Origin of the sequence: Chitinophaga sp. CF418 (genome assembly GCF_900142925.1) — a bacterium.
Lineage (GTDB): Bacteria > Bacteroidota > Bacteroidia > Chitinophagales > Chitinophagaceae > Chitinophaga.
Genome location: NZ_FRCN01000015.1, coordinates 194,201 through 220,709, shown reverse-complemented (window position 1 = coordinate 220,709; position 26,509 = coordinate 194,201). Strand labels below are relative to the sequence as shown.

Sequence of the window (26,509 nt, the reverse complement as noted above, 5' to 3'; positions counted from 1 at the left end):
AACAGAACAATATGAATCACAATCCGCCTTTTATTCTCTGTATAGACGACGATGCACAAGTGTTACGTGCCATTGTGAGAGATCTCAAACACCAATACCGCGATAACTATAAAATAATAAGCACGACCGTAGTTAGTGAAGCACTGGAATCTTTACTGGAGCTGAAGAATAAAGGTGAAACGGTGGCCATGTTCATTTCAGATCAGCGTATGCCTGAAATGGAAGGTGTGGAATTCCTGGAGAAAGCGATGGAATTTTATCCGGATGCAAGACGTGTACTGCTGACTGCCTATTCTGATACAGATGCTGCCATCAGGGCCATTAACTCCGTGCAACTGGACTATTACCTGGTGAAACCATGGAGTCCTCCAGAAGAGAAATTGTACCCTATCATCGATGATCTGCTGGGTAACTGGCAGGCAATATACCGTCCGGATTTTAAGGGCATCAAGGTACTGGGGTATCAGTTCTCGCCAAAGTCACACGCTATCAAAGATTTCCTGGCAGGTAATCTTATTCCCTATCAGTGGCTGGATGTACAGGCATCAGAAGAAGCTGCGCGCCTGCTGAATGTCAATAACCTTTCCATCAAAGACCTGCCCGTGGTCATCTTTGATGATGGCGGTTGTCTTTCCTGTCCGTCGATCATTGACATAGCCCGCAAAGCTGGTCTGAATCCACAGGTGAAGCTGGATGTTTATGATGTCGTGATTATCGGTGCAGGTCCGGCGGGCCTTGCGGCAGGCGTCTATGGTGCTTCCGAGGGATTGAAAACATTGCTGATTGAAAAACGGGCTCCCGGCGGACAGGCAGGTACCAGCTCACGTATTGAGAACTACCTGGGTTTCCCAAGCGGGCTAAGCGGCGCTGAACTAACGCGACGTGCTATTGCACAGGCCACCAGGCTGGGAACGGAGTTCATTACACCACAGTCGGTAAAAGATATTAAACAGAAAGACGGCTATAAAAAGATTGTACTGGAAGACGGTACAGAGATCAATACACGCAGTGTGATCATTACTACCGGCGTGGATTATCGTCAGCTGGAAACCAAAGGGGTGTCAGACTTCACCGGCGCAGGCATTTACTATGGCGCTGCAACCACTGAAGCAGCAGCCTGCAAAGATAAAGAGGTATACGTTGTGGGCGGAGGTAATTCAGCCGGACAAGCTGCCATGTACCTGTCTAAATTTGCAAAGAATATTTATATCATCATCCGCAGAGAGGACCTGACCAGCACCATGTCTGCCTACCTCATAGAGCAGATTGCCGGTACGCCTAATATTACTGTATTGCCGAAGACGGAAATTGCCGAGGCAATGGGTGAAGAAAAACTGCAACAACTCTGTCTCTGCAACATCGATACAAAAGAGCGGAGACAGGTGAATGCCGATGCCCTTTATATATTCATAGGTGCTAAACCATTCACTGACTGGATTGAGCTGGACATCATAAAAGATGATAAAGGCTTTATTGAAACCGGCAGGGACCTCAAAAGCTACGACTCATTCAATAAGGTCTGGAAACAGGACCGTGATCCTTACCTGCTGGAAACCAGCTGTCCCGGCATCTTTGCCGCCGGAGATGTACGCGCCCATGCCATGAACAGGGTGGCCGCGGCAGTAGGCGAAGGCTCTATGGCTATCAGCTTTGTGCATAAATACCTGGCAGAAGTTAAGTAGCTTTCTGTCTATTTATACGACATTTGCCTCCCTGTTTAATTAACTATGAAGGTTTGCATTGCTGAAAAGCCAAGCGTAGCCAGAGATATCGCAGAGATTATCGGCGCTAAACAACGTAAGGATGGATATTACGAAGGCAATGGGTACCAGGTAACCTGGACCTTCGGGCATTTCTGTACCCTGAAGGAACCACATGACTATACAGAACAATGGAAGTTCTGGCGGTTGGAAGACCTTCCCATCATCCCATCCAGCTTTGGCATCAAACTCATAAATAACAATGGTGTAGAGAGACAATTCAAGGTCATAGAACAACTGGTACAGCAATGTGAAGAAGTGATCAACTGCGGGGATGCCGGGCAGGAAGGGGAACTTATCCAGCGCTGGGTATTGCTCAAAGCACAATGCACCGCTCCTGTTAAAAGATTATGGATCTCCTCCCTGACAGAAGAAGCCATCCGTGAAGGTTTCCAGAAACTGAAAGATGCTGACCAGTATAATAACCTCTATGCCGCCGGTAGCGCCAGGGCTATCGGGGACTGGCTGCTGGGCATGAACGCTACCCGGCTGTTCACCAAGAAATTCGCGATGGGGAAAACGGTACTCTCTATCGGAAGAGTACAAACCCCTACCCTGGCTATGATCGTAGCCAGGCAGAAAGAGATCAATGCCTTTGTGTCTGAAGAGTACTGGGAGTTAAAAACTGTGTACCGGGAAACCGAGTTTACCGCGACCATCGACCGTATCAAGGTACTTGACAGGGCGCAAAAGGGATTGGCTTATCTGAAAGAACATCCTTTTGAGATCACTTCCTTTGAGAAAAAAGAAGGTAAAGAGGGTAATCCCCGCCTGTTTGACCTCACGGCATTACAGGTAGAGGCTAATAAGAAATATGCTTATTCTGCGGACGATACGCTGAAATATATTCAGAATCTTTATGAGAAAAAGCTGGTCACTTATCCAAGGGTGGACACCACTTATCTCTCGGAAGACCTGCATCCTAAAATTGCGGGCATCCTGCAGGATATGACGCCTTATGCAGCATTAACAGCACCTGTTCTCGCCAAGCCTATTCCTAAACTAAAGACCGTCTTTGATGATAAGAAGGTAACAGATCACCATGCCATCATTCCGACAGGCGTATATCCGGCCAACCTGGGCATGGAAGAAAAACGTATTTACGACCTGGTGGCAAGGCGTTTCATTGCAGCCTTTTATCCGGAGTGTAAGATCTCCAATACTACCGTATTGGGTAAAGTGGGACAGGTAGAGTTTAAAGTGACCGGCAAGCAGATCCTGGAGCCCGGCTGGAAGGAAGTTTATGCCAATGATGTTGCGCCTAAAAAAGAGGGCGAGGAAGAAGAAAAGGTCCTGCCGGTATTTGTGGTAGGAGAAAGTGGTCCTCATACTCCCAGGATACATCAGGGGAAAACTTCACCTCCAAAGGCCTTTACAGAAGCGACCTTATTACGTGCGATGGAAACTGCGGGCAAGCAGGTGGATGATGAGGAAATGCGTGAGCTATTGAAAGATAACGGTATTGGCCGTCCGTCCACACGTGCGAATATTATAGAAACCCTCTTTCGCAGGAAATATATAGAGAAACGTAAGAAGAATATTTATGCTACGCAAACCGGCATAGACCTCATAGATACTATTCAGACAGAAATGCTGAAAAGCCCGGAGCTGACAGGTATATGGGAGCGTAAGTTGCGCCTCATTGAGAAGGGCGAGTATACCATGGAAACGTTCAAGCAGGAACTGATCCAGATGGTAATAGATCTGACCAAAGAGGTGAAGACGGCCAATTATAAGGTGATTACCATAGCTCCTGATCAACCGGCGGAAAAAGAGAAAGAGAAGGAGAAAGAGGAAAAGCCGAAAAAAGAGGCAAAACCTAAAGAGCCGAAAAAGGCTGTTGTTATAGAAGAACAGCAGTGTCCAAAATGTAAAGCACATCTGCTGAAGAAGGGTAATACAGCCTATGGCTGTGCCAATTTCAAAGTATGCGGATTTAAGGTGCCTTTTGAAGTATTTGGTAAAAAGCTGACAGATAAGCAGATTGCAGACCTCTTAACCAAGGGGAAAACCGGTAAAATAAAAGGTTGGAAACTGACAGGCGCTGAAAGTGAAACAGAAGGTAAACTGATCCTGAATACCGCTTTTGAACTGGCAATAGAGCAATAGGGCTTACTTTTCCATGATGAGGGTAACGCCTTGTCCGCCGGCTGCGCAAACAGATACCAATCCCCTGCCCGATCCTTTTTCGTTCAACAGCTTAGCCATTGTGGCGATTACCCGGGCGCCGGTAGCAGCGAAGGGATGACCAGCAGCCAGGCTGCTGCCATTTACATTCAATTTAGACAGATCTATACTGCCCAATGCTTTGTCGTACCCAAACTCTTTCATCAGTTCAGGACTTTCCCATATTTTCAGTAAAGCCAGTACCTGTGCGGCGAAGGCTTCATGGATCTCGTAAAAATCGAAGTCCTGCAGTTGCAGTCCTGCTTTCTGCAACATTCTTACTGAAGCATAGACAGGTGCCAGCAGCAGGTTATGCTGATGCTGAACATATTCAATTGCTGCAGTTTCGGCAAAGGTAATGTAGGCTAATACCGGCAATCCCTGTTGTTTTGCCCAGTCTTCACTCGCCAGCAATATACAGGAAGCACCGTCTGTCAGCGGAGAGGAATTGCCTGCTGTCAGTGAGCCGTTCACTTTGTCAAAAGCAGGTTTCAGTTTAGCCAGTTTTTCCAGGCTGGTGTCCCTTCTTAGATTATTATCCAGTTCCAGCCCGGCAAAAGGCGTCAGCATATCATCAAAGAAGCCATTATCATATGCCCGGGCCATTTTCTGATGGCTTTCCAGGGCATACCTGTCCTGTTCTTCTCTTGATATCTTATAATATTTGGCAGTGATTTCTGTATGCCCTCCCATCGAAAGTCCGGTGCGGGGCTCCATGTTCATTGGGGCTACTGGTGTCAGGTCTTTGAGCCTGATCTTTGCCAGCTCTTTGAAGCGCTGTCCGAAGGTTTTCGCCCTGCGGGCTGCCAACAGACGCTTACGCAACCCTTCTCCCAATACCAGGGGTACATCGCTGGAAGAATCCACTCCGCCGGCAATACCCGCCTCTATTTGTCCCAGTGCTATTTTATGAGCGATGTACAGAGATGCCGCAATACCGGTATTACAGGCCTGCTGGATATCACAGGCAGCGGTGGCATGATCGAGGGATGATCCCAATACACATTCCCTCATCAGGTTAATCTCCCGGCTATGTTTGATCACGGCGCCACCTGCCACTTCGCCCAGCAGCATACCACGCAGGTGGTAGCGGTCTATAAGGCCATTGAGGGCAGCCGTCATCATATCCTGGTTACCCTTGTCAGTATAGAAGGTATTCTGCCTGGCGAAAGGGATCCGGTTGTAGCCTACAACAGCTACCCTGCATGATTGTTGGTCGGAAAGCATGTACTAAATATACAACTATCCGTCACCAAAATGTTTTATCTTACATACATAATTTATACCCTATATGATGAAAAGTTTTAAAGCCCGCATCTGGGGACTGGTGCGTTTGGCGACCCTTGTTTTCCTCGTGCTGTTCATTTTCAGGTTCATTTATGGCTATGTTGCTCCCGATGGCCGCCAGTCTGGCGACTACAGCAATGACTTCTTTGAGAGCATCGGCAATCTCCGGAAAAACTATGCTTCTGAAAAGATGCAATACAAAGGCGAAGCCAGTCAGCATCAGCCAGACATGGCCATTTCTCCAAGCCAGAAATACGAGAAAACCGCCTCTGTTAAAACGAAGTCTTCCCACTTTGAGCAGGACAATAAACAGATCGCTGCACAGACAGAAGCCTTCAAAGCCATCGTGCAATATGAACAGGCGCTGGGGCTGAAAGGCAGCAGGGAATTACACCTGATGATCGGTGTGAACCCGGAAGCATTTGATTCTTTTTATCTCGCTGTTCAGAAAATAGGTGTGATCAAGGCTACCCAGATCACCAAAGTGGATAAGACCAATGAGTATCGTCAGCTGAACGCACAAAAAGCATCTCTGCTGAAAACACTGGAATCGCTCAATGAACTAAAATCTAAACCAGGGCCGATTACTGACCTTGTAGCGTTGCATGACAAAATCCTTGAGACAGAAGGCAAACTACAGGATTTAGGTGTAGAACTGGGCAATTTCGATACAGAGAACGAGTTCTGTACAGTGAAGCTGTCATTGTATGAAGGCGCAACAGAAAAGAAGATCAGTCTTATACACAGAGTGAGAATAGCATTGGAATGGACGATACATTATTTTACTTATCTGGTGTTTGCAGCATTGGGTGTGTTGTGCGCGGCGTTTGTGTTGCTGGTGATTATTGACAGGTTGAAAGTGATCAGTAAGATTGCGAAAAAACTGGAGGAGTAATTGGTCTATAAGCTTTGCTTTCTGTCACCTTAACAACATTTTCCGTTTTGGAGTTTTCATCCTCGGCATATATTCTTAATTTCATATTGTCACCTTAAAACGAGAGTCTATGTCAATAAATGAAGCACAGGATAAACTGATCGAGGACGTTCTCCTTTTGGAAGATGAAGAAAGCCGCCAGCATTATATAGAGAATGTTGCCAAATCACTACCGTTGATAGAAGATAAATATAAACACGATCATTATCGTGTACAGGGCTGGATTTCCGATATGTGGGTGCGTGCCGTCTATATCAAAGAAAAAGTATGGTTTACTGCATGGTCCAGTGATAAAGATAGTAATGGCCTGCTGGCCATGTTCAGCCGGATATTGTCCGGCAATCATCCTAAGGATATTGCTGACGCCGATATTTATTTCATGAACGAGATATCCGGACTTTTCCAGCCATTCTTATCTGTCCAATGGCCATTAATATTACGCAAGATGAAATCGCAGGCGGTTGCCTACCAGATACAGTTATTGCAACATATGTAAAAATAAAAGGTCCCGCAGAAAGCGGGACCTTTTAAACAATATGATAAGATTAATCACGGGTTGGTAGACCATAAACCGGCCTCCTTCACAAACGTCCGCCTGTTCAGTTTTAACTGCATTACGATCAGCTCTGCGAAATCTTCGGGCTGCATTACCTTTTCAGGATTACCGTCTGTCAGTTTCAGCTCTATCGCCATATCGGTTGCAATTGTACTGGGCGTTAATGTAGTTACCCTTATATTGGATTTACGTACTTCCTGCATCAGCGATTCGGACATACCTATCAGTCCGAATTTAGATGCACTATAAGCACTGGTCACCGGTGCTCCTCTCTGTCCTGCAGTAGAAGATATATTCACAATGTCACCGCTCTGACGGGACAACATACCTGGCAATACCGCACGTATTACATAATAGGCGCCAAACAGGTTCACCTTTATTACCTGCTCCCATTCCTCGGGTTCCAATTCCAGGAACTTGGCAAACTTTCCAATACCTGCATTATTGATCAGGATATCAATACTGCCAAGTGCTGTGCTCATTTTCTCTATTGCTGCTTCTACTGCTTCTCGGTCAGCTACATCAGCAACAGCATATACCACTTTTACACCTGTTCCTTTCAACTCATCTGCAACGGCTTGCAGATCTTTTTCAGTGCGTGCCAGCAAAGCCAGGTTCACGCCTTCTGCTGCCAGTTGTTTTGCTACTGCCCTTCCTATTCCCTTTCCTGCGCCTGTTACCAGCGCATTTTTACCTTTTATTGATTCCATGTTTACGTATTTGTGGTTTCGCTTGCAAAGGTACGGTTCTGTTATAACTTAACTCTGCCCATCGCAGGGTCACTAAATGTGACTTTCCCATTTTCCACATGTCCGGCGTATCTTCTTTCAAATGTCTTATTGCCAGTGATCCGGACGCTGAAATCGTACCAGCCGTAGCTTTTGCTGAGGTCGAGCACTATTGAAGATTTCCCTCCGGTAGTCAGCACCTTTTTATGGTCACCACTTTTATATGCGTGATCATTGATCTCTACAGTATATACATGTGTATTATCAAGATTGTTTAACTGTAGAGAAACATTGCCTGTAAACGCTTTGCCTTTCCGTTCATATCCACATTCGATATCTACCAGCGGATCCTTGTCATCTCCCATGAATTCCCTGTAAAAGCCATTGGGCCCATATACCCGTAGATGATACAGCCCGTTTTCAAATGATGCTAAGGGCCATTTGTCAGTCAGGCTATCGCCTGCTTTTACTGCATAAGCCCATGTTTTTACAGCTTCAAAAGTACCTTTATCTGCAGACAGGTACTTGCCAGGTGCATATACATTAAATGGTACACCGGCAGACCGTTTGCCTGCCAGTTCAGTACCGGCGGTGAATTTTATTTCGAAGGATTTCCTGTCACTGCCAGGTTTCCCATCTACGTATAACTCGTATGGCAATGCACATGCCGGACGAACGCCTTCTTCCTGTCTCGCCATATGAGGAGCAGTAGTATCCTTGTTAATAGCTGCAATTTCTGCCGCTGTCAGCTTTTTAAAGCCAGAAGGCACTTCTTTAAACTGTGCCTTGTGGATACTTTCAATAAAAGCGTCTTTGTCGCCAAACGCAGGCAGGGGTATTTTCTCCCCGTTATATGGACGGAATACGGAGGTCAGGTCACCACACACGGTACGGCGCCAATCGGTGATGTTGCTTTCAACGATAGACTTACCGGTTTTATGAGTCAGGAAATGTTCCATGAACTGCAATACAGATGTGTGGTCAAATACCTCTGAACAGGCCATGCCTCCGCGACTCCACGGAGAAGCAATGATCAGTGGTACGCGGTATCCCAGACCAATGGGACTTTCTCTCACATCTTCTTCATTCATGCCTTTTTTCCTGAGTTCCTGCTCACGAGTCACATATTCCACGCCGGTATCTATGCCGGCAGAGGCGAGTCCGGTGCCAGGCCCGTGCGGTGGTACAAAAGGCGGCACGTGGTCAAAGTCTCCGTCATTCTCATCATACGCAAGAATAAAAATCGTTTTCTTCCATACCTCCGGATTCTGTGTCAGGATATCCATTACCTCCGCAAGATACCATGCACCATACCAGGGAGCTCCCGGGTGATCAGAGAAATTCTCCGGCGCCACTAGCCAGGATACGGTAGGCAGTTCTCCCTTTTTTACATCGTCCCTGAACTGATAAAGAACATCGCCTTTAGGCACGTTCATAGTACGTTCCGTATTACCATCATGATACTGCAGAGTAGTTAGCTGATGATAATCCGCATCCTTTTCGTTGGTGACAAATGCTTTTCTGTGTATGTTCTTTTCCTTTTCGGAAAGCAGTTCAAATTTCTCAGGACGCCATTTAACTTCTTCCTCTTTGTACCTGTCTAGCTGCGCCCGCTTCTCCTCCAATTCTTTACTCAACTCTGCAGTATTATTGCCAGCCGTGATTTTGCCTTCCAGTGTTTTGATAGCGCCTGTTAGACGGGGGATGCTTTGTTGTAAATGCTTATAGTGAGCTATCGAAAACTGAGGTCTGTACTGTGAGAAGAATTCAAGCGGATTATCAGTAAAATTAGCCAGCCAGGCATCTTCTTCACCATTGAAACCAACACCTACACTCAGTTCGTTCTGATATACTTTCCAGCTGATGCCATGCTCTTCCAATCTTTCAGGAAAGGTGGGCCAGTTGGCGGGAACAGGATAATCCACTTCTGAATTACGCACATTAGGTGCAGCATCCGGACTTTGCTTTTCACGGATGGTTCCAGTCCAGAAGTATAGCCTGTTTGGAGTTGTGCCAGTCAGAGATGAGCAGAAATTCTGATCACACACTGTAAATGCGTCTGCCAGGGCATAATAGAAGGGAATATCTTCCCTTGTGTAGTACCCCATTGTAAGAGGCAGGTCTTTATATTCTTTATTGCCGGATTGTTTTACATCCAGCCACCTATCATACTTTCCATCATTGCGGGCATCTACCTGGTTTTCCCAGGAATGCGGGAGGGAACTCATCCAGGTAACTTTCGAATCCTTAATATCCAAACGGAAAGGAGCATACGTTTCTCCTGCAGCATTTGACTGCAACCATACAAGATTTTTGTTGGGCAATGTAATCGCACGCGGATCATTAAAACCACGTACCCCTCTCAATGTGCCAAGCGCATGATCGAAGGATCTGTTTTCCTGCATTAGTAACACGACATGTTCTGCATCCAGAAAGGTGCTTCCTGCAGCGGGATTAATAGCCAGTGCCCGTTGAATGGATGCGGGCAATACCCCTGCCAGTCCTGTACCACCTGATAATAAAGCGGCCTTTTTGATAAAGTCTCTCCTTGTATCCATAGTGCCAACAATATACATAACCTCTGTCAAGCTGATGCTATATCACCATAACTTTCAAAGTAATTTAATACTACATTAGTGTGATGTACCCAGATATTATTATTATCTTTCGTGCAACCAACCGGTATTAATTATGAATAAGAGACTGTTGTTTTATCCGCTGATTATCGGCTTTTTCGGATGTCTGATCTGGTTTATTATCAGACAGGGTAACCATCTGACAATAGATCCAACTTCACAGACAAATAAGGTTGCAGTAACTGCAACACCGGCACCTGCTGCCTCAGCAGAAGGTATATGGACGTCGCTTGTACATAATGTACAACATCCTTTAGCATTGCTATTGTTACAGATCATACTGATATTGCTGACAGCCAGATTATTTGGATGGCTGGCGAACAAAATCGGGCAGCCATCAGTTGTTGGCGAAATAGTAGCCGGAATCTGCCTTGGGCCTTCGTTATTTGGTATGATCTGGCCCAGTGGAAGTGCGTTCATTTTCCCTACAGAAGGTTTTAAGAACTTACAGTTCCTTAGCCAGATAGGATTGGCGTTCTTCATGTTTGTAGTAGGCATGGAGCTGGATACACATAAGATGAAGAACAAGGCACATGACGCTGTGATGATTAGTCATGCCAGCATTATTTTCCCTTTCTTCCTCGGCGTATTACTGGCATATCATATTTATCCACAGTTTTCACCAGCCAATGTAAACTTCCTGTCTTTCGCTTTATTTATGGGTATTGCTATGAGTATAACAGCTTTTCCCGTACTGGCGCGTATCGTACAGGAAAGAAAACTGAGTGGCACTCCACTTGGTTTATTGGCCATCACCTGTGCTGCTGCTGATGATGTGACTGCATGGTGTATCCTCGCCGTAGTGATTGCCATCGTAAAGGCCGCCAGTTTGTGGAGCGCAGTTATCACAATGGTGATGGCAATTGCATTTCTCGGCGCTATGTTATATCTGCTGAAACCCTGGCTGCATAAAAAGATTCTCAAACTACATGCAGCGAATCAAAACAAATCAGTTGTTGCAGTAGCCTTCATGACCTTACTATTCTCTGCATGGGCTGCGGAAGTGATCGGTATCCACGCATTATTCGGGGCTTTCCTGGCAGGTGTGATTATGCCTGCGGAAGTATCTGTGCAGAAGCTCCTGACGGACAAACTGGAAGATGTAAGCGTACTGTTATTATTGCCTATTTTCTTTGTTTTCACCGGTTTACGTACCCAGATAGGCCTGCTGGGACAGGGGCAGCTCTGGGCAGTGTTTGGTTTGATCATGCTAGTGGCAGTAGGCGGAAAACTGGGCGGCAGTATGTTGACAGCCAAACTGATGGGGCAGTCCTGGACTGATTCACTGGGAATAGGTGCGCTGATGAATACCCGTGGACTGATGGAACTGGTGGTGCTGAATATAGGCTACGACCTGGGCATTCTCTCTCCGGAGATCTTCGCCATGCTGGTGTTGATGGCATTAGCGACCACATTTATGACGGGTCCTTTGCTCGATATCGTGAAAAAGGTGGAAGAAAGCCGCTTACATGCAAGCCAGATAGGATAATGCATTGTACAATATAAATCAGGAAAGCCGTCATATACTGACGGCTTTCTTATTTATATCAATGTGTAACGATCTTACGATACAACCAATAGGAATAACCGATACTGACAACGCCGATCAATATCGCCACAGCTGGGGTTAGCATGTGAAGCATTTTTTCCGGGGCAAAAATGCAAATGACAAACCCGGCGATACCTGCAGCAAAACTCCATATTCCGCCTACATGGTGAGTTCTTCTCCACACTTCTTCATTACGTAATGTCCAGGGCGTTCTGATCCCCATATATCGATTAGGCCTAGCATTATAAAGCAGGTTTCCGCATATGGCGATAAAAAGCATTGTCAGCTCAGGTATCAGTCTTTCCGCGCGAATACCCTGGGATGAAAGAATTACCAATAGTGGTCCAGCACTGGTTACTATATGTGTACCCACCCAGATGATCTTATAATATTTTTCAGACACGGGTTTGGGCATATCCTTGTTCACTCTTGAGAAGAGGAAATACAGGAATGCATTAAGAATGACCAGCAGCAGGATCATGGATGCATTGGCGATATTGGCATCGGAAAAGTCTGGTAACTTATGGCTCGCAGCAAGTAAGGAATATGTTGGCAGCATAAGCATAAAGGCGATTATTACCAGCTTGAAATAATACAGCCAATGTTTCATACCTGTGCTCATTTCCGGACGGGCGCCCTTTAGTACCGCCGGTAAAGACATGGCAATATATACGACTATAGCGCCAACATACAATCCCGCCAGCAATCCCAATGGGGAAGAATATCTGTCCGCTATCCATTTTCCGTCTTCCACGGTATAGTGCGAAGCTATCTGCTCCGGCAATTGCACCCCGAGCAGCAGGTATACTATCCAGGGCATTAAAAACAACAGTATAAAAGGAATTTCTCTTCCAATGTTATTGACCTTCATAACCCAGTTTTTTATTTTCAGATTTTTTATTGGCATTCGAGGAAAACTGCAATACCCATTTCAGCAGCTCATCTACCACCGTAGTGTTCAGTGAATAAGAAATGAACTGACCTTGTTTTTCGCTGACAATCAGCTCTGCTTGCCTTAGCAGGTCCAGGTGATGCGAAATAGTAGGTTTGGAAAAATTGAAGTGGTCGGCTATTTCACCGGCCGTTTTATCCCCTTCTTTCAGGAGCTCCAGGATATCCCGCCTGGTTTTATCGTTTAGTGCTTTAAATACAGTATTCATGTTATTATATATTTAGACAAACATCTAAATACAAATGTAATAAAAAAAGAAAAAGCCTGATCAAATGATCAGGCTTTTCTTTTTTGTGAATTATGTTTAACGAAGTGAGGTCTTCTTCAAAGTCGTTTTTTTAGTTACCGGCTTCTTAGCAGTTGTTTTCTTCGCTATTGTTTTCTTTTTAGCGGTAGCTGCTTTGCTTGTTTTACCTTTTGCTGTTGCTTTAACCTTAGCAGATCTGGTAGATTTAGCTTTAGAAGCAGTTACGGTCCTTTTGGCTTTAGCTTTAGCTTCAGCAGGAGCAGCGATTTTTGCTGGTGCCGGGAAGCGTGACTTGTCGAAAGTGGTAGCCTTATCATCCAGCATCATCTGTAAGGATTCCTTCAGGATCTCCTCTTTCTCAGCCTGGAATTCCTTCATTTTATCTTTAGGGATTCTCAGGTCATAGCTGTTTTCCGGGCTTGCCATCATTTTGGCGAAATCCGGGTTCAGATGCTCCAGCTCTGCCATTTCCATGTTCAGTTTCTTTGCAATAGCATCCAGGCGGTACTTGCCGGAGATATTGAATTCCACTGTATTGAACATTTCTTCTTCTGTCAGTTCACTAGATGAATAAACCGCGCCTGGCGCTGCAACAGCGTTTACCGCGGTGTTATCCATGTCATCACCTACACCGAAGAAGTTATTGAACCTATCGAGGATATAACCGGTAGCGATGAATTTGTAAACGTGATTACGGGACTCTGCGGGCAGGAAGTACTGCATACCCCAGAAATCTGTACGGCCGCTGGCATTCATAGCACGTTGTACGCCGCCGGGCCCACAATTGTAAGCAGCCACTACCAGTAACCAATCACCGAACTGGTTGTACAGTTCATTCAGGAACTTGGCAGCTGCCACAGTAGACTTATAGAAGTCTTTTCTTTCGTCCACTTTTTTACCCACACTGAGACCGAAGATACGCGCTGTACCGGACATGAACTGCCAGGCTCCAACGGCACCTACACGGGAACGTGCGTTAGTATTAAAGCTGGATTCGATTACGGCGAGATATTTCATTTCTTCAGGAATACCATGTTCCCTGAAGATTTTCTCCACCATTACAAAGTAAGGCTGGCCCCTGGATACCATTACCTGCAGATGTTGACTGTATCTGCTGGCAAAGTTGTTGATGTATCCAGCTACAATGTTGTTGTTGATCTGTTCATAGACCTTGGGGCTGCTGATGCTGGACGGTAGACTCTGAGCATTCTTGCGCACAGTCTGTGACGTTTCCGAAGGCACAACTACCGTGTCTTTAGGTAAACGTATTTTGTGGTTCAGTACCATAGTATCCGGTCCTCCATAGGGAGTAACCATCTCTTTAGGTACACCATTGCCACCAATCGCTTCAAAATTCCCTGCACCCAAAGTTGGCAACAGCAGTAGTAAAAAGATTTTCCTCATACACATATTTATTTTAAACAGGAGTAACCTTCCGTATCTGCATTACATGTTCCGCAATGCTTAACAGGTTTGCTTCGCTAAATTGCTTTGTGATGATCTGTACACCATATGGCATTCCGTTTGAATGCCGCTGCAAAGGTACGGAAATTGCCGGTACCCCTGCCAGATTTGCCAGTACCGTGTAAATGTCTGCCAGGTACATGGCTATTGGATCGTCCGCTTTTTCACCTATTTTAAATGCCGTTGAAGGCACTGTTGGCATAATAATCGCATCATACTGGGATAAGATCTCTGACAATTTATCTACCACCAGTCTTCTAACCTGTTGGGCCTTAGTGAAGTATGCATCATAATAGCCTGCACTAAGTACAAAAGTCCCCAGTAATATACGCCGTTTTACTTCTTTTCCAAAACCTTCAGACCTGCTTTTCTTATAAAAGTCTGCCAGTTCCAGGTTTTTAAGTGAAGTCCTGTGTCCGTATTTTACTCCATCAAACCGTGAAAGATTGGATGAAGCTTCTGCGGTAGTAAGCACATAATATGCTGGAACTACATAATCAAGATAAGCGAAATCAGCTGCTGTGACTGTATCCCCTGCTGCTTTAAGTTCTTCAAAAAAGCTGGTATATCCTTCCTTCATTTCCTCATCGAGGCCGGGGTGGAACAACGCATCCTTTAAATACGCTATTTTCCAGGATTTATTGTGCATTATCTGATAATCAGGTACTTCTTCTTTAGAAGCGGTACTATCATATCCATCAGGCCCTGCGATTATTTGTAGGATCCTTGCCACATCTGCAATATTCCTGCCAAAAATGCCTATCTGATCAAAGGATGAGGCATAAGCGATCAGTCCATAGCGGGATATACGGCCATAAGTCGGCTTTAATCCTACAATGCCACAGAAATCAGCTGGCTGCCTTACAGATCCTCCTGTATCACTTCCCAGACTCACCATGCAAAGATCCGCCTGTACTGCCACAGCCGAACCGCCAGATGATCCACCTGGTACACGGGTATTGTCCAATGCGTTCAACACCGGTCCATATGCTGAATTCTCATTGGTAGATCCCATCGCGAATTCATCACAGTTGAGATTGCCAATAATAATAGCATCTTCCGCCAACAGTCTTTCCACAGCTGTTGCAGAATATAGGGAAGTAAATCCCTCCAGTATGCGAGAAGCGGCGCTTACTTTATGTCCTTTATAACAGATAACATCCTTAATGCCTATCACAATGCCCGCAAGCGCTCCCACAGGCTCCCCGTTCTTTATACGGGTATCCAGTGCATGCGCTTTCGCAAGGGCTTCTTCCTCAAAAACTTCCAGAAAAGCATTCAGGTGTTTTGTCTGTTCAATTCGGTACAGGTAATACTGTACCATCTCCGTACAGGTTGTTCTGCCGGCGTATAATGCTTCTTGAAAAGCCGATATACTGCTGAATTCAGACAAAGCCAAACCAGTTAATTTCTTATAAAATAATTGCTAGGTCAAACTTGAAAGCCGAAACCGAATGACGGTTCAGTTGGCATACTGGTATATAGCAGCTAATAAGTGATTGATGCAATCCTCTTCACAGGCACACTATTCCACTTCACGTTTGAATCAAAGAAACGAGAAATTCCAATTTTCCTGCCAGGCAGGATACTAATTAGGCATTCTTGTGGTCAGTCGTAGCTGGCTGATCTTTCATACCATCTTCGATCTCTTTACGCACATTATTCTTTGCGTCGTTGAACTCACGGATACCTTTACCAAGGCCACGCATCAGTTCTGGAATTTTTTTACCACCAAACAACAGCAATACAACCAAAGCGATCAAAAGTAATTCTGTCATACCTAATTCCTGGAATAATAAAAGTGGTGATTTAACTATAACGGCAGTCATTTTCTCAGTTTTAAACGTTAAGCAAACAAAGATAGGTAAATATATTCGGGATTTAGGTATACCTGGAATGACCTGCAAAGTTTTAATTCTATTTTAAGAGTTCTCCTCTACGTGGCATCCGGTTTTCATAGACATGAAAAAAAACGGGAACCGGAACGGTCCCCGTTATCACTAATTTCCCTGTATTTATACTAAACCCTTTTCTCTTTGATACGGGCAGCTTTACCAGCACGCTCGCGCAGGTAGAACAGCTTAGCCCTTCTTACTTTACCAACCTTATTCAGGACGATTCCGTCGATATGAGGAGAGAACAGAGGGAATACCCTTTCTACACCTACACCATCAGAGATTTTCCTTACTGTAAAGGATACGGTTGCACCAGTACCCTGTACTTTCAAAACATCACCTTTGAAGGACTGGATTCTTTCCTTGTTACCTTCAACAATTTTATAGTTTACAGTGACGTTGTCACCGGCTTTAAACTTCGGGTATGATTTCTTACCTGTCAGTTGCTCGTGAACAAAAGAAATAGCGTTCATCTTTCAAATATTTATCGGAGTGCAAAGGTAACTGAGAAATACACAACTTCCAAATAACAACTCCTTTTATTAAAGAATATTTTTTCAATGGATTGACAATCAACCCTACTTTATAACAGATCCGGACGGCGTTCCTTTGTGCGCTCCAGCGCCTGGTCATGCCGCCAGTTATCAATTTTCTTGTGATCTCCACTTAACAGCACATCTGGCACGCGCCATCCCCTGAACTCCTCCGGCCGGGTATATACAGGGGGCGCCAGCAGGTTATCCTGGAACGAATCCAGCAAAGCAGACGTCTCATCATTCAGCACACCAGGTATCAGCCTTCCAATGGCATCTACCAGCACGGCAGCCGCCAGCTCTCCGCCAGACAATACATAATCTCCTATGGAGATCTCTTTTGTAACAAAGTGAATACGGATGCGTTCGTCAATACCTTTGTAGTGGCCACATAACAGCAGCAGGTTTCCTTTTAGGGATAACTGATTAGCGATGCGTTGGTTCAACGTTTCCCCGTCGGGCGTCAGATAGATCACCTCATCGTATTTCACCTTCGCCTGCAGGCTCTCAATGGCATTTACCATTGGTTCCAGCATCATTACCATACCTGCTCCCCCTCCAAACTGGTAGTCATCTACCTGCTGATGTTTGAGCGTAGAATAATCCCGCAGATTATGTGTATGTACTTCCAGGAGTCCTTTTGTCTGAGCCCGCTTCAGTATGGAATGTGAAAAGGGACTTTCCAGCAACCCCGGTTGTACAGTAATGATATCAATTCTCATACTTAATGACTCAACCAGCCATTTTACAGGCCATAGTGAACAATAAATCCCCTCTCCTACTCCAGATAGATATCCAACAAGCCATCTGGAAGGTCTACATGCACGATCTGGCGCTTTTTATCCACTTTCACAAGCGATTGCTCATTGAGTGGCAAAAGCATCTCTTTCTCCCGGAAAATGACCTTTACCAGCACCTGCATCGGCATTTCTATTACTTCTTCTATCACACCCAGTTCTCCCTGCTCTTTGTCATGCACCATATACCCGAGCATAGACAATGGCGAGGAAGAGGCTGCCTGCTTCTTAAAGTCATCTTCTTCCAGATAAACAGGCACCTGTACCAGCTTCCGGGCTGCTTCTTTCGTATCTATTCCTTCCAGCTTGACAAACACATGCTCATGGTCCTTCACATTGGTCTTCTGAACAAAGTATGGAATAAAGCTATTCTTGCGTTCTTCCAGGAACAATGCTTCCACTCCGGGCAGGGATGTTTTTTTCCCCAGGCTGTGCTTAAGGATCAATTCTCCCTGTAGGCCAAATACCGATACCAGTTTCCCTATGCTGAAGTAATTATTCATATGTGTCCTTCCGGCTATGAAAAAGGGAAATATTTGCGTACAAATATTTCCCTTTCAGTATGATTCAAAAGCTTAGATTATGCTTCACCACCTTCTGGCTGAGCAGGACTATCTTCTACTCTTCTTACGATTGGAGTTGCAACTCTAGCTTTTTTGTGACTGTCACGACGGGCAGCAACTTTCTGCTCGTGTTCAGCCTGCCATTGTTCGAATTTCTGGAAAGCGGTAGGCTCATCGAACAGACCCAGTTTCACACCTCTCAACAGGTGTTTCAGGTAAAGAACACCTTTAAATGACAGGATTCTTCTTACGGTGTCTGTAGGCTGTGCACCCTTCTGCAACCAACGCAGTGCCTTTTCTGTATCAATGTTGATAGAGGCAGGAACAGTCAGCGGATTGTAAGTACCGATTTTCTGGATGAATTTACCATCTCTTGGCGCGCGAGCATCGGCAACTACGATAAAATAAAAAGGTCTCTTCTTAGCGCCATGACGTTGTAGTCTGATTTTTACTGGCATAAATAATTCGAATTATTTTTTTGCGAGTTATGAAAAAATATTTAATTGGGGCAGCAAAGGTAATTTTTAAACCCGACAGTTCAAAATATTTTCTGTTAAAAGTCTACAAATTGTAGAATTTCTCCTAAATTTTATCTGCCCAAAGCTCTCAGCCCTTTACCACCAGCTCCAAACTTGTTCATCATCTTCATCATCTGACGCATCTGGTCAAACTGCTTCATAAACTGGTTCACATCCTGGATATCTTTTCCGGAGCCTTTAGCAATACGCTTGCGACGGCTGCCGTCAATAATATCGGGGTTATTCCGCTCGTACGGCGTCATGGAACCGATCATCGCTTCAATACCCTTGAATGCGTCGTCACTGATGTCAATGTCTTTTATAGCTTTTCCGACCCCGGGAATCATTCCCATCAGGTCCTTCAAGTTACCCATTTTTTTGATCTGCTGCAGCTGTTCGCGGAAATCTTCAAAGTCAAACTGGTTCTGACGGATCTTCTTCTCCAGTTTCTTTGCCTGCTCTTCGTTGAACTGCTCCTGGGCACGCTCTACCAGGGTAGTGATATCACCCATCCCCAGAATACGCTGCGCCATACGTTCAGGATAGAATACATCCAGCGTATCCAGCTTTTCACCCATACTCACAAACTTGATGGGCTTTTCTACCGTGTACTTGATAGTCAGGGCCGCACCACCACGGGTATCACCGTCTAGTTTGGTCAGCACCACCCCGCTGAAGTCCAGGCGATCATTGAACGCTTTGGCCGTATTCACAGCATCCTGACCAGTCATGGAGTCTACTACAAACAGGATCTCGTTCGGTTTTACTGCAGCCTTTACATTAGCCACTTCGGTCATCATCACTTCATCAACCGCCAGACGACCGGCGGTATCGATGATGATGATATTATTCCCCTGTTGCTTTGCATGCTGGATAGCATTCTGTGCAATCTTTACCGCATCCTTGTTCTCAGGTTCATTGTATACTTCCACCCCTATCTGCTCGCCCAGCACTTTCAGCTGATCAATCGCCGCCGGACGGTAAATGTCGGCGGCTACCAGCAGAGGTTTCTTGCCTTTCTTTGTTTTGAGGAAATTAGCCAGTTTACCGGAAAAGGTTGTTTTACCGGAACCCTGTAACCCTGCAATCAGTATTACAGTAGGATTTGCCTTCGTGTCCAGTTCAGCTTCACTACCGCCCATCAGTTCAGCCAGCTCATCCTTCACGATCTTCACCATCAGCTGTCCGGGAGAAATAGCGGTAATTACCTTTTCACCCAGGGCTTTCTCCCTTACACGATCTGTAAAATCCTTAGCAATTTTATAGTTAACATCAGCATCTACCAGCGCCCGGCGTATTTCCTTCACTGTAGAAGCTACGTTGATTTCACTGATACGGCCTTCGCCTTTCAGTTGTTTAAACGCCGAGTCGAGCCGCTCTGATAATGATTCAAACATTTTTGATCTTGTTTAATTTTTTGCCGTTCTGCTGTCCGTCCTATACGGACTGATAGCTTCAGGGGTTGCAAAAATAATATAAAGTAACTTCTAAACCACCAGAAGGCTGCAAATAACGAAAAAAGGTGAATATCTACCCGATATTCACCTTTTTCTTATATAAAGTCTTTATCTTTTTTAGGATTATTGCGTTGAAAACGATTGTAATCAACTTCCCAGGTAATTTCTCAGCAGTTTGCTGCGGGAAGTGGTACGCAATTTTGTAATCGCTTTATCCTTGATCTGACGTACTCTTTCACGGGTCAGGCCAAATTTCTCACCTATATCTTCCAGTGACATCGGATGTTCAACTGCTATACCGAAGTACAGAATGATCACATCTTTCTGCCTGTCTGTAAGAGTGGACAAAGAACGTTCTATTTCGCGGCGCAGTGAATCGTGGTGATCCAGTTCTTCATCTGCGTTTACTGCATTTGGATTAGCGAGTACATCCAGCAGAGAGTTATCTTCCCCATCGATGAACGGAGCATCCATAGATACGTGACGGGCAGCAACACCTAAAGTGGCTTCTACTTCTTCCGTATTGATCTCCAGGATGGTGGCCAGTTCGTCAGGAGACGGCTCTCTTTCAAATTCCTGCTCCAATTGAGAATATGCCTTACTGATCTTATTGCTCAAACCCACTTTATTCAGCGGCAGACGTACGATACGGCTCTGTTCTGCCAATGCCTGCAGAATAGACTGACGGATCCACCATACGGCATAGGAAATGAACTTAAACCCGCGGGTCTCGTCAAAACGCTGTGCAGCTTTGATCAGGCCCAGATTACCCTCATTGATCAGATCACTAAGCGATAAACCCTGGTTCTGATACTGCTTTGCAACAGACACCACAAAACGGAGGTTAGCTTTAGTAAGCTTTTCCAACGCTCTCTGATCCCCTTGCTTAATGCGGATAGCCAGGTTCACTTCTTCCTCCGGAGTAATTAAATCCACCTTCCCAATTTCCTGCAAATACTTTTCCAGGGACTGGGATTCCCTATTCGTGATGGATTTCGTGATTTTGAGTTGGCGCATTGACATAAAGAATCGGAACAGTTACAGGTTAATAAAATGTTACCCTATTTGATGAATGCCAGACAAAAATAAGTTTTTTTAGATAGCTCCCAAAAAAAATAATTGGTTATTAAACCATTTTCAAGCAAAAACGTTTCATCATTCACAACTTATTATTGGAACCTTCAAATAGGAGTTTTCCCACAAAAAGCTGTGAAAACAAACGGTGCATATTGCTAATGTATTTATAATTTTCCTAATAGAATTGTTATTTATAAAGTGTATAAGATTTTAAGCAATTATTAAAAAAAAATGCAAAATAATTTTGACAGAATAAATAATTTTCTATAATTGCAGCCAGATGCTATTGATTTACTAATTACTTGAGCGATGTCTAAGAAAGTGCAATATGAGTTGGAATATCCGGTACGGTGCTCACCAAGTATCTTATACGAATTCCTTTCCACTCCCGCAGGTCTGCAGGAGTGGTTCGCAGATAAAGTAGATTACAGGGACAGCGTCTTCTCCTTTTCATGGAATGGTTCCACAGAAGAGGCTGAAGTGCTTGAACAGGAAGAAGATGAATTTATCCGTTTACATTGGAAACATGCGCCCAAGGAAGAATTCTTTGAATTTCGCATACAGATCTCCGAGGTGACTAATGAAACAATTCTGATCGTTAGAGATTTTGCAGAAAAGAAAGAGATAGCCGACCAGAGCCAATTGTGGGACTACCAGGTTAAAGACCTCTTCCACAGGATAGGTAACTAACCGGTCAGTCAGTATTGACCAGTACCTGTAGCAAAAGAGCGTAATCTCTTACTACCTCCGGAACTATCTTTCCCCATTCTTCAAAACTGTAAGGTTTAGCAAGTTTAATAAAAGAACGCCGGGCGATCAGCTGCTTGAATTCCAGTACCGGTATGGCTGATATTAATTTGTAATTCCCATTTTCTAAATCGTGATGCCAGGGGTCTTCCTGAAGGTAGACCTGAAATTGATGCTCTGCCAGCTGCTGCCAGGCCGAAGTTATCGCGTCACTATATTTTTCTTTCTCCGCCCCCGCCAGATGCAGGGTGGCAACGAAGTAATGTCCCCACCAGAACATGGTGCGGAATGCGAAAATATTGTGCCTGCTGAAAAAACGGGGATAATCCAGTATGATATAAGGCAATTCCTTATACCGCTCTCCCCGGGATATTTTTCCTCCCGCCTGTAACGTGTGCTCCGGAAAAGGAAATATTTTTGTTCCCGGATGCGTCTCCAATGCCCTTTGTAACTGCCCCATCAATGCCATTACTTTCTGTAAAACATTGTTTTTCAGATACAACCAATCCGCATTAACAACCAACGCCTGCTCTTCCGCTGTCAGTGAAATTATTTCCATCCCATAAATTTACGCCAGCGACTCCCATTCGCGGGAAATTTAACTGTAATTTTAATCCTTACTTGATATCACTTTCATAAATGATATTAAATTTGTGCGCTTCATGTACGAATTAACGTCCATGTAACATCGAACTAACATACGCAGGAAGTGAAAAAACTGGATAAGCTCATCATTAAAACATTCATGGGGCCATTCGTGGCTACCTTCTTTGTTACCCTGTTTGTACTGGTGATGCAATTCCTGTGGAAGTATATCGATGACCTGGTAGGTAAAGGTCTTGATACACCGGTGATCATGGAGCTGATCACCTATACCAGCGCTAACCTGGTATCGCTGGCCCTTCCGCTGGCCGTATTGCTGTCGTCCATCATGACTTTTGGTAACCTGGGAGAAAGCTTCGAGCTGGTAGCACTGAAATCGTCCGGCATATCTCTCACCCGCTTTATGCGTCCGCTGCTCATGGTCTGCAGCACTATCGCTGTTCTGGCTTTCCTCTTTAACAATTACGCCATGCCAGTGGCTAACCTTCGGGCTAAGTCACTTTTGTATGATATTACTAACTCAAAACCTGCCTTCAATATCAAAGCAGGTGTATTCTATACCGACATTCCCGACTACACCATCAAAGTAGCACAGAAAGAGAACGACAATAAAACCATTCACCAGGTAATGATCATCGACCACACACCGGGAGGAGGCGATAAGGTTATACTGGCAGAAAAAGGGACCATGCTGCTTTCTCCTGACAAGCGTTTCCTGTACTTCATACTGGAAAAAGGATGGCGATATGAAGAACGCAATAACCGTAGTTCCACCACGCCGGGAGAACTGATCCGTCTTGGTTTCAGGGAATACAAAAAAGCATTTGACCTCAGCTCCTTCGCGTTCAGCAGGCTGGACATGGGCCTGTTTGCATCTAACCAGCAAATGCTGAATGTAAGACAACTGGACAAGGCTATAGATTCCCTGTACAAGGAAGAAAAACTGTTTTCGCGTACTGTTAATGCCTATATTACTACCCGTTATCCTTTCTATAAATGGGAAGATACAGGCTGGCTGGCTAAAGCGACGCCTTTAGCCGCTAATACCACAAGCTTTAAGGATGTTATTCCTGAGAAATCTCTCCGCTATGTAATGGAAAGAGCTGAACAGAACATCCGTGACGGACAGAATAACCTGGAAGGACCTGCGAGAGAATTTGGTGATAAGCACAGCACTTTACTACTCCATAAAGTGGAATGGCAGCGCAAATTCACACTGGCCTTTTCCTGTATCGTGATGTTCCTGATAGGCGCTCCGCTGGGTTCCATTATCCGGAAAGGCGGTCTGGGTACACCTTTGATATTTGCTGTTGTGTTTTTTGTAATTTTTAACATATTTTTCATGGTCGGAGAGAAGATGGCCAGAAAAGATGTGATGACCACCTGGAGTGGTATGTGGCTCTCCAATATTGTCCTTATGCCTATTGCTATGTTCCTGATATACAAAGCATTGAATGATTCTCAATTGTTCAACAAAGAGTTTTATTTCAGGATATTCAATAAAATAAAAAAGCTCTTTCAAAGATTTAACACAAAGCCTACAACTTGACAGCCATAAGCTATTAGCTATCCGCTTCAAGATTTTCAGCACTATTTTCCGGGCAGACCTCATTTGCCGGGCAGGGACTAACCTGTGCCCCCACTAAGGGAAAATGTCTGAACTTCCTGCGCATAGCTCTTTCTTGTGGGGGGGGCACAACCTACAACTATGAAAACACTAATAACACTGTTAGGAAAGAACGCTAGCTTCTTTTTACCATTCCTTTTATGGATTGTTGGAGGAGCCCTGTTACAGGCCTATTTCACACATGAAGAATTATTCCTGGCCATCAACCATGCACACGCGCCATGGGCTGATGTAGCCATGACGGGTATTACCTACATCGGAGATGGTATTACCTTTGCACTGATGTTGGCCTGTATCCTGGCCTTCAGAAAATACAAACTGTTCCTGAGCGCCGGCACGATACTGCTGCTGGTAACACTCGTCGTACAGGTGGCCAAGCATTATTACAACGAGCCAAGACCGTCACTTTATTTTGCTGATACAGCTGTGCTGGTACACACTGTAAAATGGGTACCTGTGCATGGCTCCTGCAGTTTCCCCTCGGGGCATACAACCACAGCATTTGCCATGTTTACTTTTTTAACGCTGATCTGCAGGAATAAATTAGCAGGATTTGCGTTCTTAACACTGGCATTATTAGCCGCTTACTCAAGAATTTACCTGGCACAGCATTTTTTCGTGGATGTGTATACAGGAAGCATTATTGGCACAACGAGCAGCCTGGTTGTTTACTCATTGTTCCACCAGAGAAGGATGAAATCATCCCCTGAAGTGGCTGCAGAACCAATCATTGGTCTGACCTGATTTAGTTATTATTGTTGACTTGGACGATTTATGAAATACCTGTTGATTGCTATAGCAGCTGCCATTCTTTTTATACCCTTCCTCGGGGCGGTGCATCTGTTTGACTGGGATGAGATCAATTTTGCTGAAGCCGCAAGAGAAATGATCGTCAGCCATAACTATTCACAGGTACAGATCGACTTCCAGCCTTTCTGGGAAAAACCACCTTTGTTTATCTGGCTGCAGGCTGCCAGTATGCATATTTTTGGTGTGAATGAATTTGCAGCCCGTTTCCCGAATGGTGTGCTTGGTATTGCTACGCTGGTGACGCTTTACGGTATCGGCAAAAAGCTGGCCGACGAAAAGCTGGGCTTATGGTGGGCGTTAGCTTATGCCGGCTCCTGGCTGCCCCACTTCTATTTCAAATCAGGTATCATAGATCCCACTTTCAACTTTTTCATATTCCTGGCCGTTTACTGCGCCTTCCGTGTGGCCTATGCCACTAAGCCATCCCGGATGGCTATTCTGAGCGGTATATTCCTGGGCCTGGCAGTGCTGACCAAAGGTCCGGTAGCCATCCTGGTTACTATACTGACACTGCTCTTCTACTGGGTATATAAAAAAGGTAAGATCGGTATCAGTCTTGCTAAGCTCGGACTAATAGCGCTATTTGCATTCATCACTACCGCTCTGTGGTTCGGATCTGAACTCATCGTACATGGCTGGTGGTTCATCGACCAATTCGTTACCTACCAGATAAGACTGCTTACCACCCCTGATGCCGGTCACGGCGGTTCTTTCTTCTATCATTGGATAGTATTGCTGATAGGTTGTTTCCCCGCCAGCCTTTTCCTGTTCACTTATATCAGGGGACGTAAAGGCAAATCTATCTATACCGGTTCTGCTCCGGCAGAAATAAAGGACTTTAAAATCTGGATGTGGGTATTGTTCTGGGTAGTATTGATCCTGTTCTCTATTGTAGAGACCAAGATCGTCCACTATTCTTCACTCTGTTACTTTCCGCTCAGTTTTCTGGCTGCCTGGCAGCTATACAGGATCGCAGAGAATAAATTGCAGCTGCATGCCTGGAATATCGTATTCATGCTCCTGACCGGCCTTGTGATCGGTCTCACCATTGCCCTGCTCCCTTTGGTGGGTCTTTATAAAGATGTGCTGATTCCTCATATTAGCGATAAGGTAGCGCAGGCCAATCTCCAGGCCCAGGTACCCTGGTCCTCCTGGGAAATTGCTTACGGCGTAGGTTATATGCTGCTCATCATTATAGCGTCCGTTCTCTTATTCCAGAAAAAGGTGAAGGCAGGGCTGTTATGTATGTTCCTGAGCACTATAGCCGCTATACAGGTCACCATCGTGCATTTTACGCCCAAAATAGAGCAGTACTCGCAGGGGGCAGCCATTGACTTTTTTAGGACATTTGAACGGAAAGACAGCTATGTACAGGTCCTGAAGTACCACAGTTACGCCCATTTATTCTACACGAAAAAACTGCCACCGGCCAACAAGAACTATTATAACATGGACTGGCTGCTAAGCGGTCCCGTAGACAGACCTACTTTTTTTGTCTGCCGTATAACCGACAGCGAAACATGGAGAAAAGACCCTAACCTGGAGGTAATTGGAGAGAGGAATGGCTTCGTGTTCTTTAAAAGAAAATAAGATACATTATATA

24 protein-coding genes are annotated in these 26,509 nt (G+C 45.0%); 9 read left to right on the top strand and 15 right to left on the bottom strand.

Annotated elements, in window-relative coordinates:
- Window positions 1-11: 11 nt before the first annotated feature.
- A complete protein-coding gene (locus F3I09_RS34690) occupies window positions 12-1,682 on the top strand; it encodes an FAD-dependent oxidoreductase (protein ID WP_149698487.1) in 1,671 nt (556 codons plus the stop codon).
- 45 nt (window positions 1,683-1,727) lie between these two features.
- A complete protein-coding gene (locus F3I09_RS28655) occupies window positions 1,728-3,869 on the top strand; it encodes a DNA topoisomerase 3 (protein ID WP_149698486.1) in 2,142 nt (713 codons plus the stop codon).
- Window positions 3,870-3,872: 3 nt separating this feature from the next.
- On the opposite strand, the gene F3I09_RS28650 is transcribed toward F3I09_RS28655, so the two are convergent.
- The gene (locus F3I09_RS28650; protein WP_149698485.1) at window positions 3,873-5,153 is read right to left on the bottom strand and encodes an acetyl-CoA C-acetyltransferase; all 1,281 of its coding nucleotides are present in this window, start codon (window positions 5,151-5,153) and stop codon (window positions 3,873-3,875) included.
- A 64-nt stretch (window positions 5,154-5,217) separates the two neighbouring features.
- Between F3I09_RS28650 and F3I09_RS28645 the strand changes: the two genes are divergently transcribed.
- Complete coding sequence (locus F3I09_RS28645; RefSeq protein ID WP_223233421.1) at window positions 5,218-6,108, top strand: DUF4349 domain-containing protein; 891 nt, start codon at window positions 5,218-5,220, stop codon at window positions 6,106-6,108.
- Window positions 6,109-6,217: 109 nt separating this feature from the next.
- Window positions 6,218-6,643 carry a SufE family protein gene (locus F3I09_RS28640; RefSeq protein WP_149698484.1) on the top strand — a complete coding sequence of 142 codons (426 nt, stop codon included), beginning with the start codon at window positions 6,218-6,220 and terminating at the stop codon, window positions 6,641-6,643.
- Between the two features lie 53 nt (window positions 6,644-6,696).
- On the opposite strand, the gene F3I09_RS28635 is transcribed toward F3I09_RS28640, so the two are convergent.
- Both F3I09_RS28635 and F3I09_RS28630 read right to left on the bottom strand, forming a co-directional pair.
- A complete protein-coding gene (locus F3I09_RS28635; RefSeq protein WP_149698483.1) occupies window positions 6,697-7,413 on the bottom strand; it encodes a 3-ketoacyl-ACP reductase in 717 nt (238 codons plus the stop codon).
- A 41-nt stretch (window positions 7,414-7,454) separates the two neighbouring features.
- Window positions 7,455-9,989: a phosphocholine-specific phospholipase C gene (locus F3I09_RS28630; RefSeq protein WP_149698482.1), complete on the bottom strand. Its 2,535-nt coding sequence runs from the start codon at window positions 9,987-9,989 to the stop codon at window positions 7,455-7,457.
- A gap of 133 nt (window positions 9,990-10,122) precedes the next feature.
- On the opposite strand from F3I09_RS28630, the gene F3I09_RS28625 reads away from it, so the two are divergent.
- Window positions 10,123-11,556, top strand: coding sequence for a cation:proton antiporter (locus F3I09_RS28625; protein WP_149698481.1), 1,434 nt, complete (start codon window positions 10,123-10,125; stop codon window positions 11,554-11,556).
- A gap of 58 nt (window positions 11,557-11,614) precedes the next feature.
- Here the strand turns inward: F3I09_RS28625 and F3I09_RS28620 are convergent, their stop codons facing one another.
- The 11 genes from F3I09_RS28620 to F3I09_RS28570 form a co-directional block, all read right to left on the bottom strand.
- Window positions 11,615-12,487, bottom strand: a complete 873-nt coding sequence (locus F3I09_RS28620) for an SdpI family protein (protein WP_188133990.1) — start codon at window positions 12,485-12,487, stop codon at window positions 11,615-11,617.
- Window positions 12,474-12,776, bottom strand: coding sequence for an autorepressor SdpR family transcription factor (locus tag F3I09_RS28615; RefSeq protein WP_149698479.1), 303 nt, complete (start codon window positions 12,774-12,776; stop codon window positions 12,474-12,476). The genes F3I09_RS28620 and F3I09_RS28615 overlap by 14 nt, the downstream gene beginning before the upstream one ends.
- A 96-nt stretch (window positions 12,777-12,872) precedes the next feature.
- A complete protein-coding gene (locus F3I09_RS28610; RefSeq protein WP_188133989.1) occupies window positions 12,873-14,219 on the bottom strand; it encodes a lytic transglycosylase domain-containing protein in 1,347 nt (448 codons plus the stop codon).
- 13 nt (window positions 14,220-14,232) lie between these two features.
- On the bottom strand, window positions 14,233-15,672 hold the full coding sequence (gene gatA, locus F3I09_RS28605) for an Asp-tRNA(Asn)/Glu-tRNA(Gln) amidotransferase subunit GatA (RefSeq protein WP_149698477.1): 1,440 nt from the start codon (window positions 15,670-15,672) through the stop codon (window positions 14,233-14,235).
- Window positions 15,673-15,871: 199 nt separating this feature from the next.
- Entirely contained in the window at window positions 15,872-16,108 is a 237-nt protein-coding gene (locus F3I09_RS28600) for a twin-arginine translocase TatA/TatE family subunit (RefSeq protein WP_089834277.1), read from the bottom strand.
- Between the two features lie 191 nt (window positions 16,109-16,299).
- Window positions 16,300-16,647, bottom strand: coding sequence for a 50S ribosomal protein L19 (gene rplS, locus F3I09_RS28595; protein ID WP_149698476.1), 348 nt, complete (start codon window positions 16,645-16,647; stop codon window positions 16,300-16,302).
- Between the two features lie 110 nt (window positions 16,648-16,757).
- Window positions 16,758-17,429: a tRNA (guanosine(37)-N1)-methyltransferase TrmD gene (gene trmD, locus F3I09_RS28590; RefSeq protein WP_149698475.1), complete on the bottom strand. Its 672-nt coding sequence runs from the start codon at window positions 17,427-17,429 to the stop codon at window positions 16,758-16,760.
- A gap of 56 nt (window positions 17,430-17,485) precedes the next feature.
- Window positions 17,486-18,007, bottom strand: a complete 522-nt coding sequence (gene rimM / locus F3I09_RS28585) for a ribosome maturation factor RimM (RefSeq protein ID WP_149698474.1) — start codon at window positions 18,005-18,007, stop codon at window positions 17,486-17,488.
- A gap of 77 nt (window positions 18,008-18,084) precedes the next feature.
- A complete protein-coding gene (gene rpsP / locus F3I09_RS34685; RefSeq protein WP_089834281.1) occupies window positions 18,085-18,525 on the bottom strand; it encodes a 30S ribosomal protein S16 in 441 nt (146 codons plus the stop codon).
- Window positions 18,526-18,656: 131 nt separating this feature from the next.
- Window positions 18,657-19,982 (bottom strand): signal recognition particle protein, encoded by a 1,326-nt coding sequence (ffh, locus tag F3I09_RS28575; RefSeq protein WP_149698473.1) that lies wholly within the window; start codon window positions 19,980-19,982, stop codon window positions 18,657-18,659.
- A gap of 207 nt (window positions 19,983-20,189) precedes the next feature.
- Complete coding sequence (locus tag F3I09_RS28570) at window positions 20,190-21,059, bottom strand: RNA polymerase sigma factor RpoD/SigA (RefSeq protein WP_044218015.1); 870 nt, start codon at window positions 21,057-21,059, stop codon at window positions 20,190-20,192.
- 369 nt (window positions 21,060-21,428) lie between these two features.
- Here F3I09_RS28570 and F3I09_RS28565 point away from each other — a divergent pair, with 369 nt between their 5' ends.
- Window positions 21,429-21,809, top strand: coding sequence for an START-like domain-containing protein (locus F3I09_RS28565; protein ID WP_012788999.1), 381 nt, complete (start codon window positions 21,429-21,431; stop codon window positions 21,807-21,809).
- 4 nt (window positions 21,810-21,813) lie between these two features.
- On the opposite strand, the gene F3I09_RS28560 is transcribed toward F3I09_RS28565, so the two are convergent.
- Complete coding sequence (locus F3I09_RS28560; RefSeq protein WP_149698472.1) at window positions 21,814-22,425, bottom strand: hypothetical protein; 612 nt, start codon at window positions 22,423-22,425, stop codon at window positions 21,814-21,816.
- A gap of 150 nt (window positions 22,426-22,575) precedes the next feature.
- On the opposite strand from F3I09_RS28560, the gene F3I09_RS28555 reads away from it, so the two are divergent.
- The 3 genes from F3I09_RS28555 (at window position 22,576) to F3I09_RS28545 (ending at window position 26,496) form a co-directional block, all read left to right on the top strand.
- Window positions 22,576-24,018 (top strand): LptF/LptG family permease, encoded by a 1,443-nt coding sequence (locus F3I09_RS28555; RefSeq protein WP_149698471.1) that lies wholly within the window; start codon window positions 22,576-22,578, stop codon window positions 24,016-24,018.
- A 159-nt stretch (window positions 24,019-24,177) separates the two neighbouring features.
- The gene (locus F3I09_RS28550; RefSeq protein WP_149698470.1) at window positions 24,178-24,840 is read left to right on the top strand and encodes a phosphatase PAP2 family protein; all 663 of its coding nucleotides are present in this window, start codon (window positions 24,178-24,180) and stop codon (window positions 24,838-24,840) included.
- Window positions 24,841-24,870: 30 nt separating this feature from the next.
- Window positions 24,871-26,496: a glycosyltransferase family 39 protein gene (locus F3I09_RS28545; RefSeq protein WP_149698469.1), complete on the top strand. Its 1,626-nt coding sequence runs from the start codon at window positions 24,871-24,873 to the stop codon at window positions 26,494-26,496.
- Window positions 26,497-26,509: the final 13 nt, after the last annotated feature.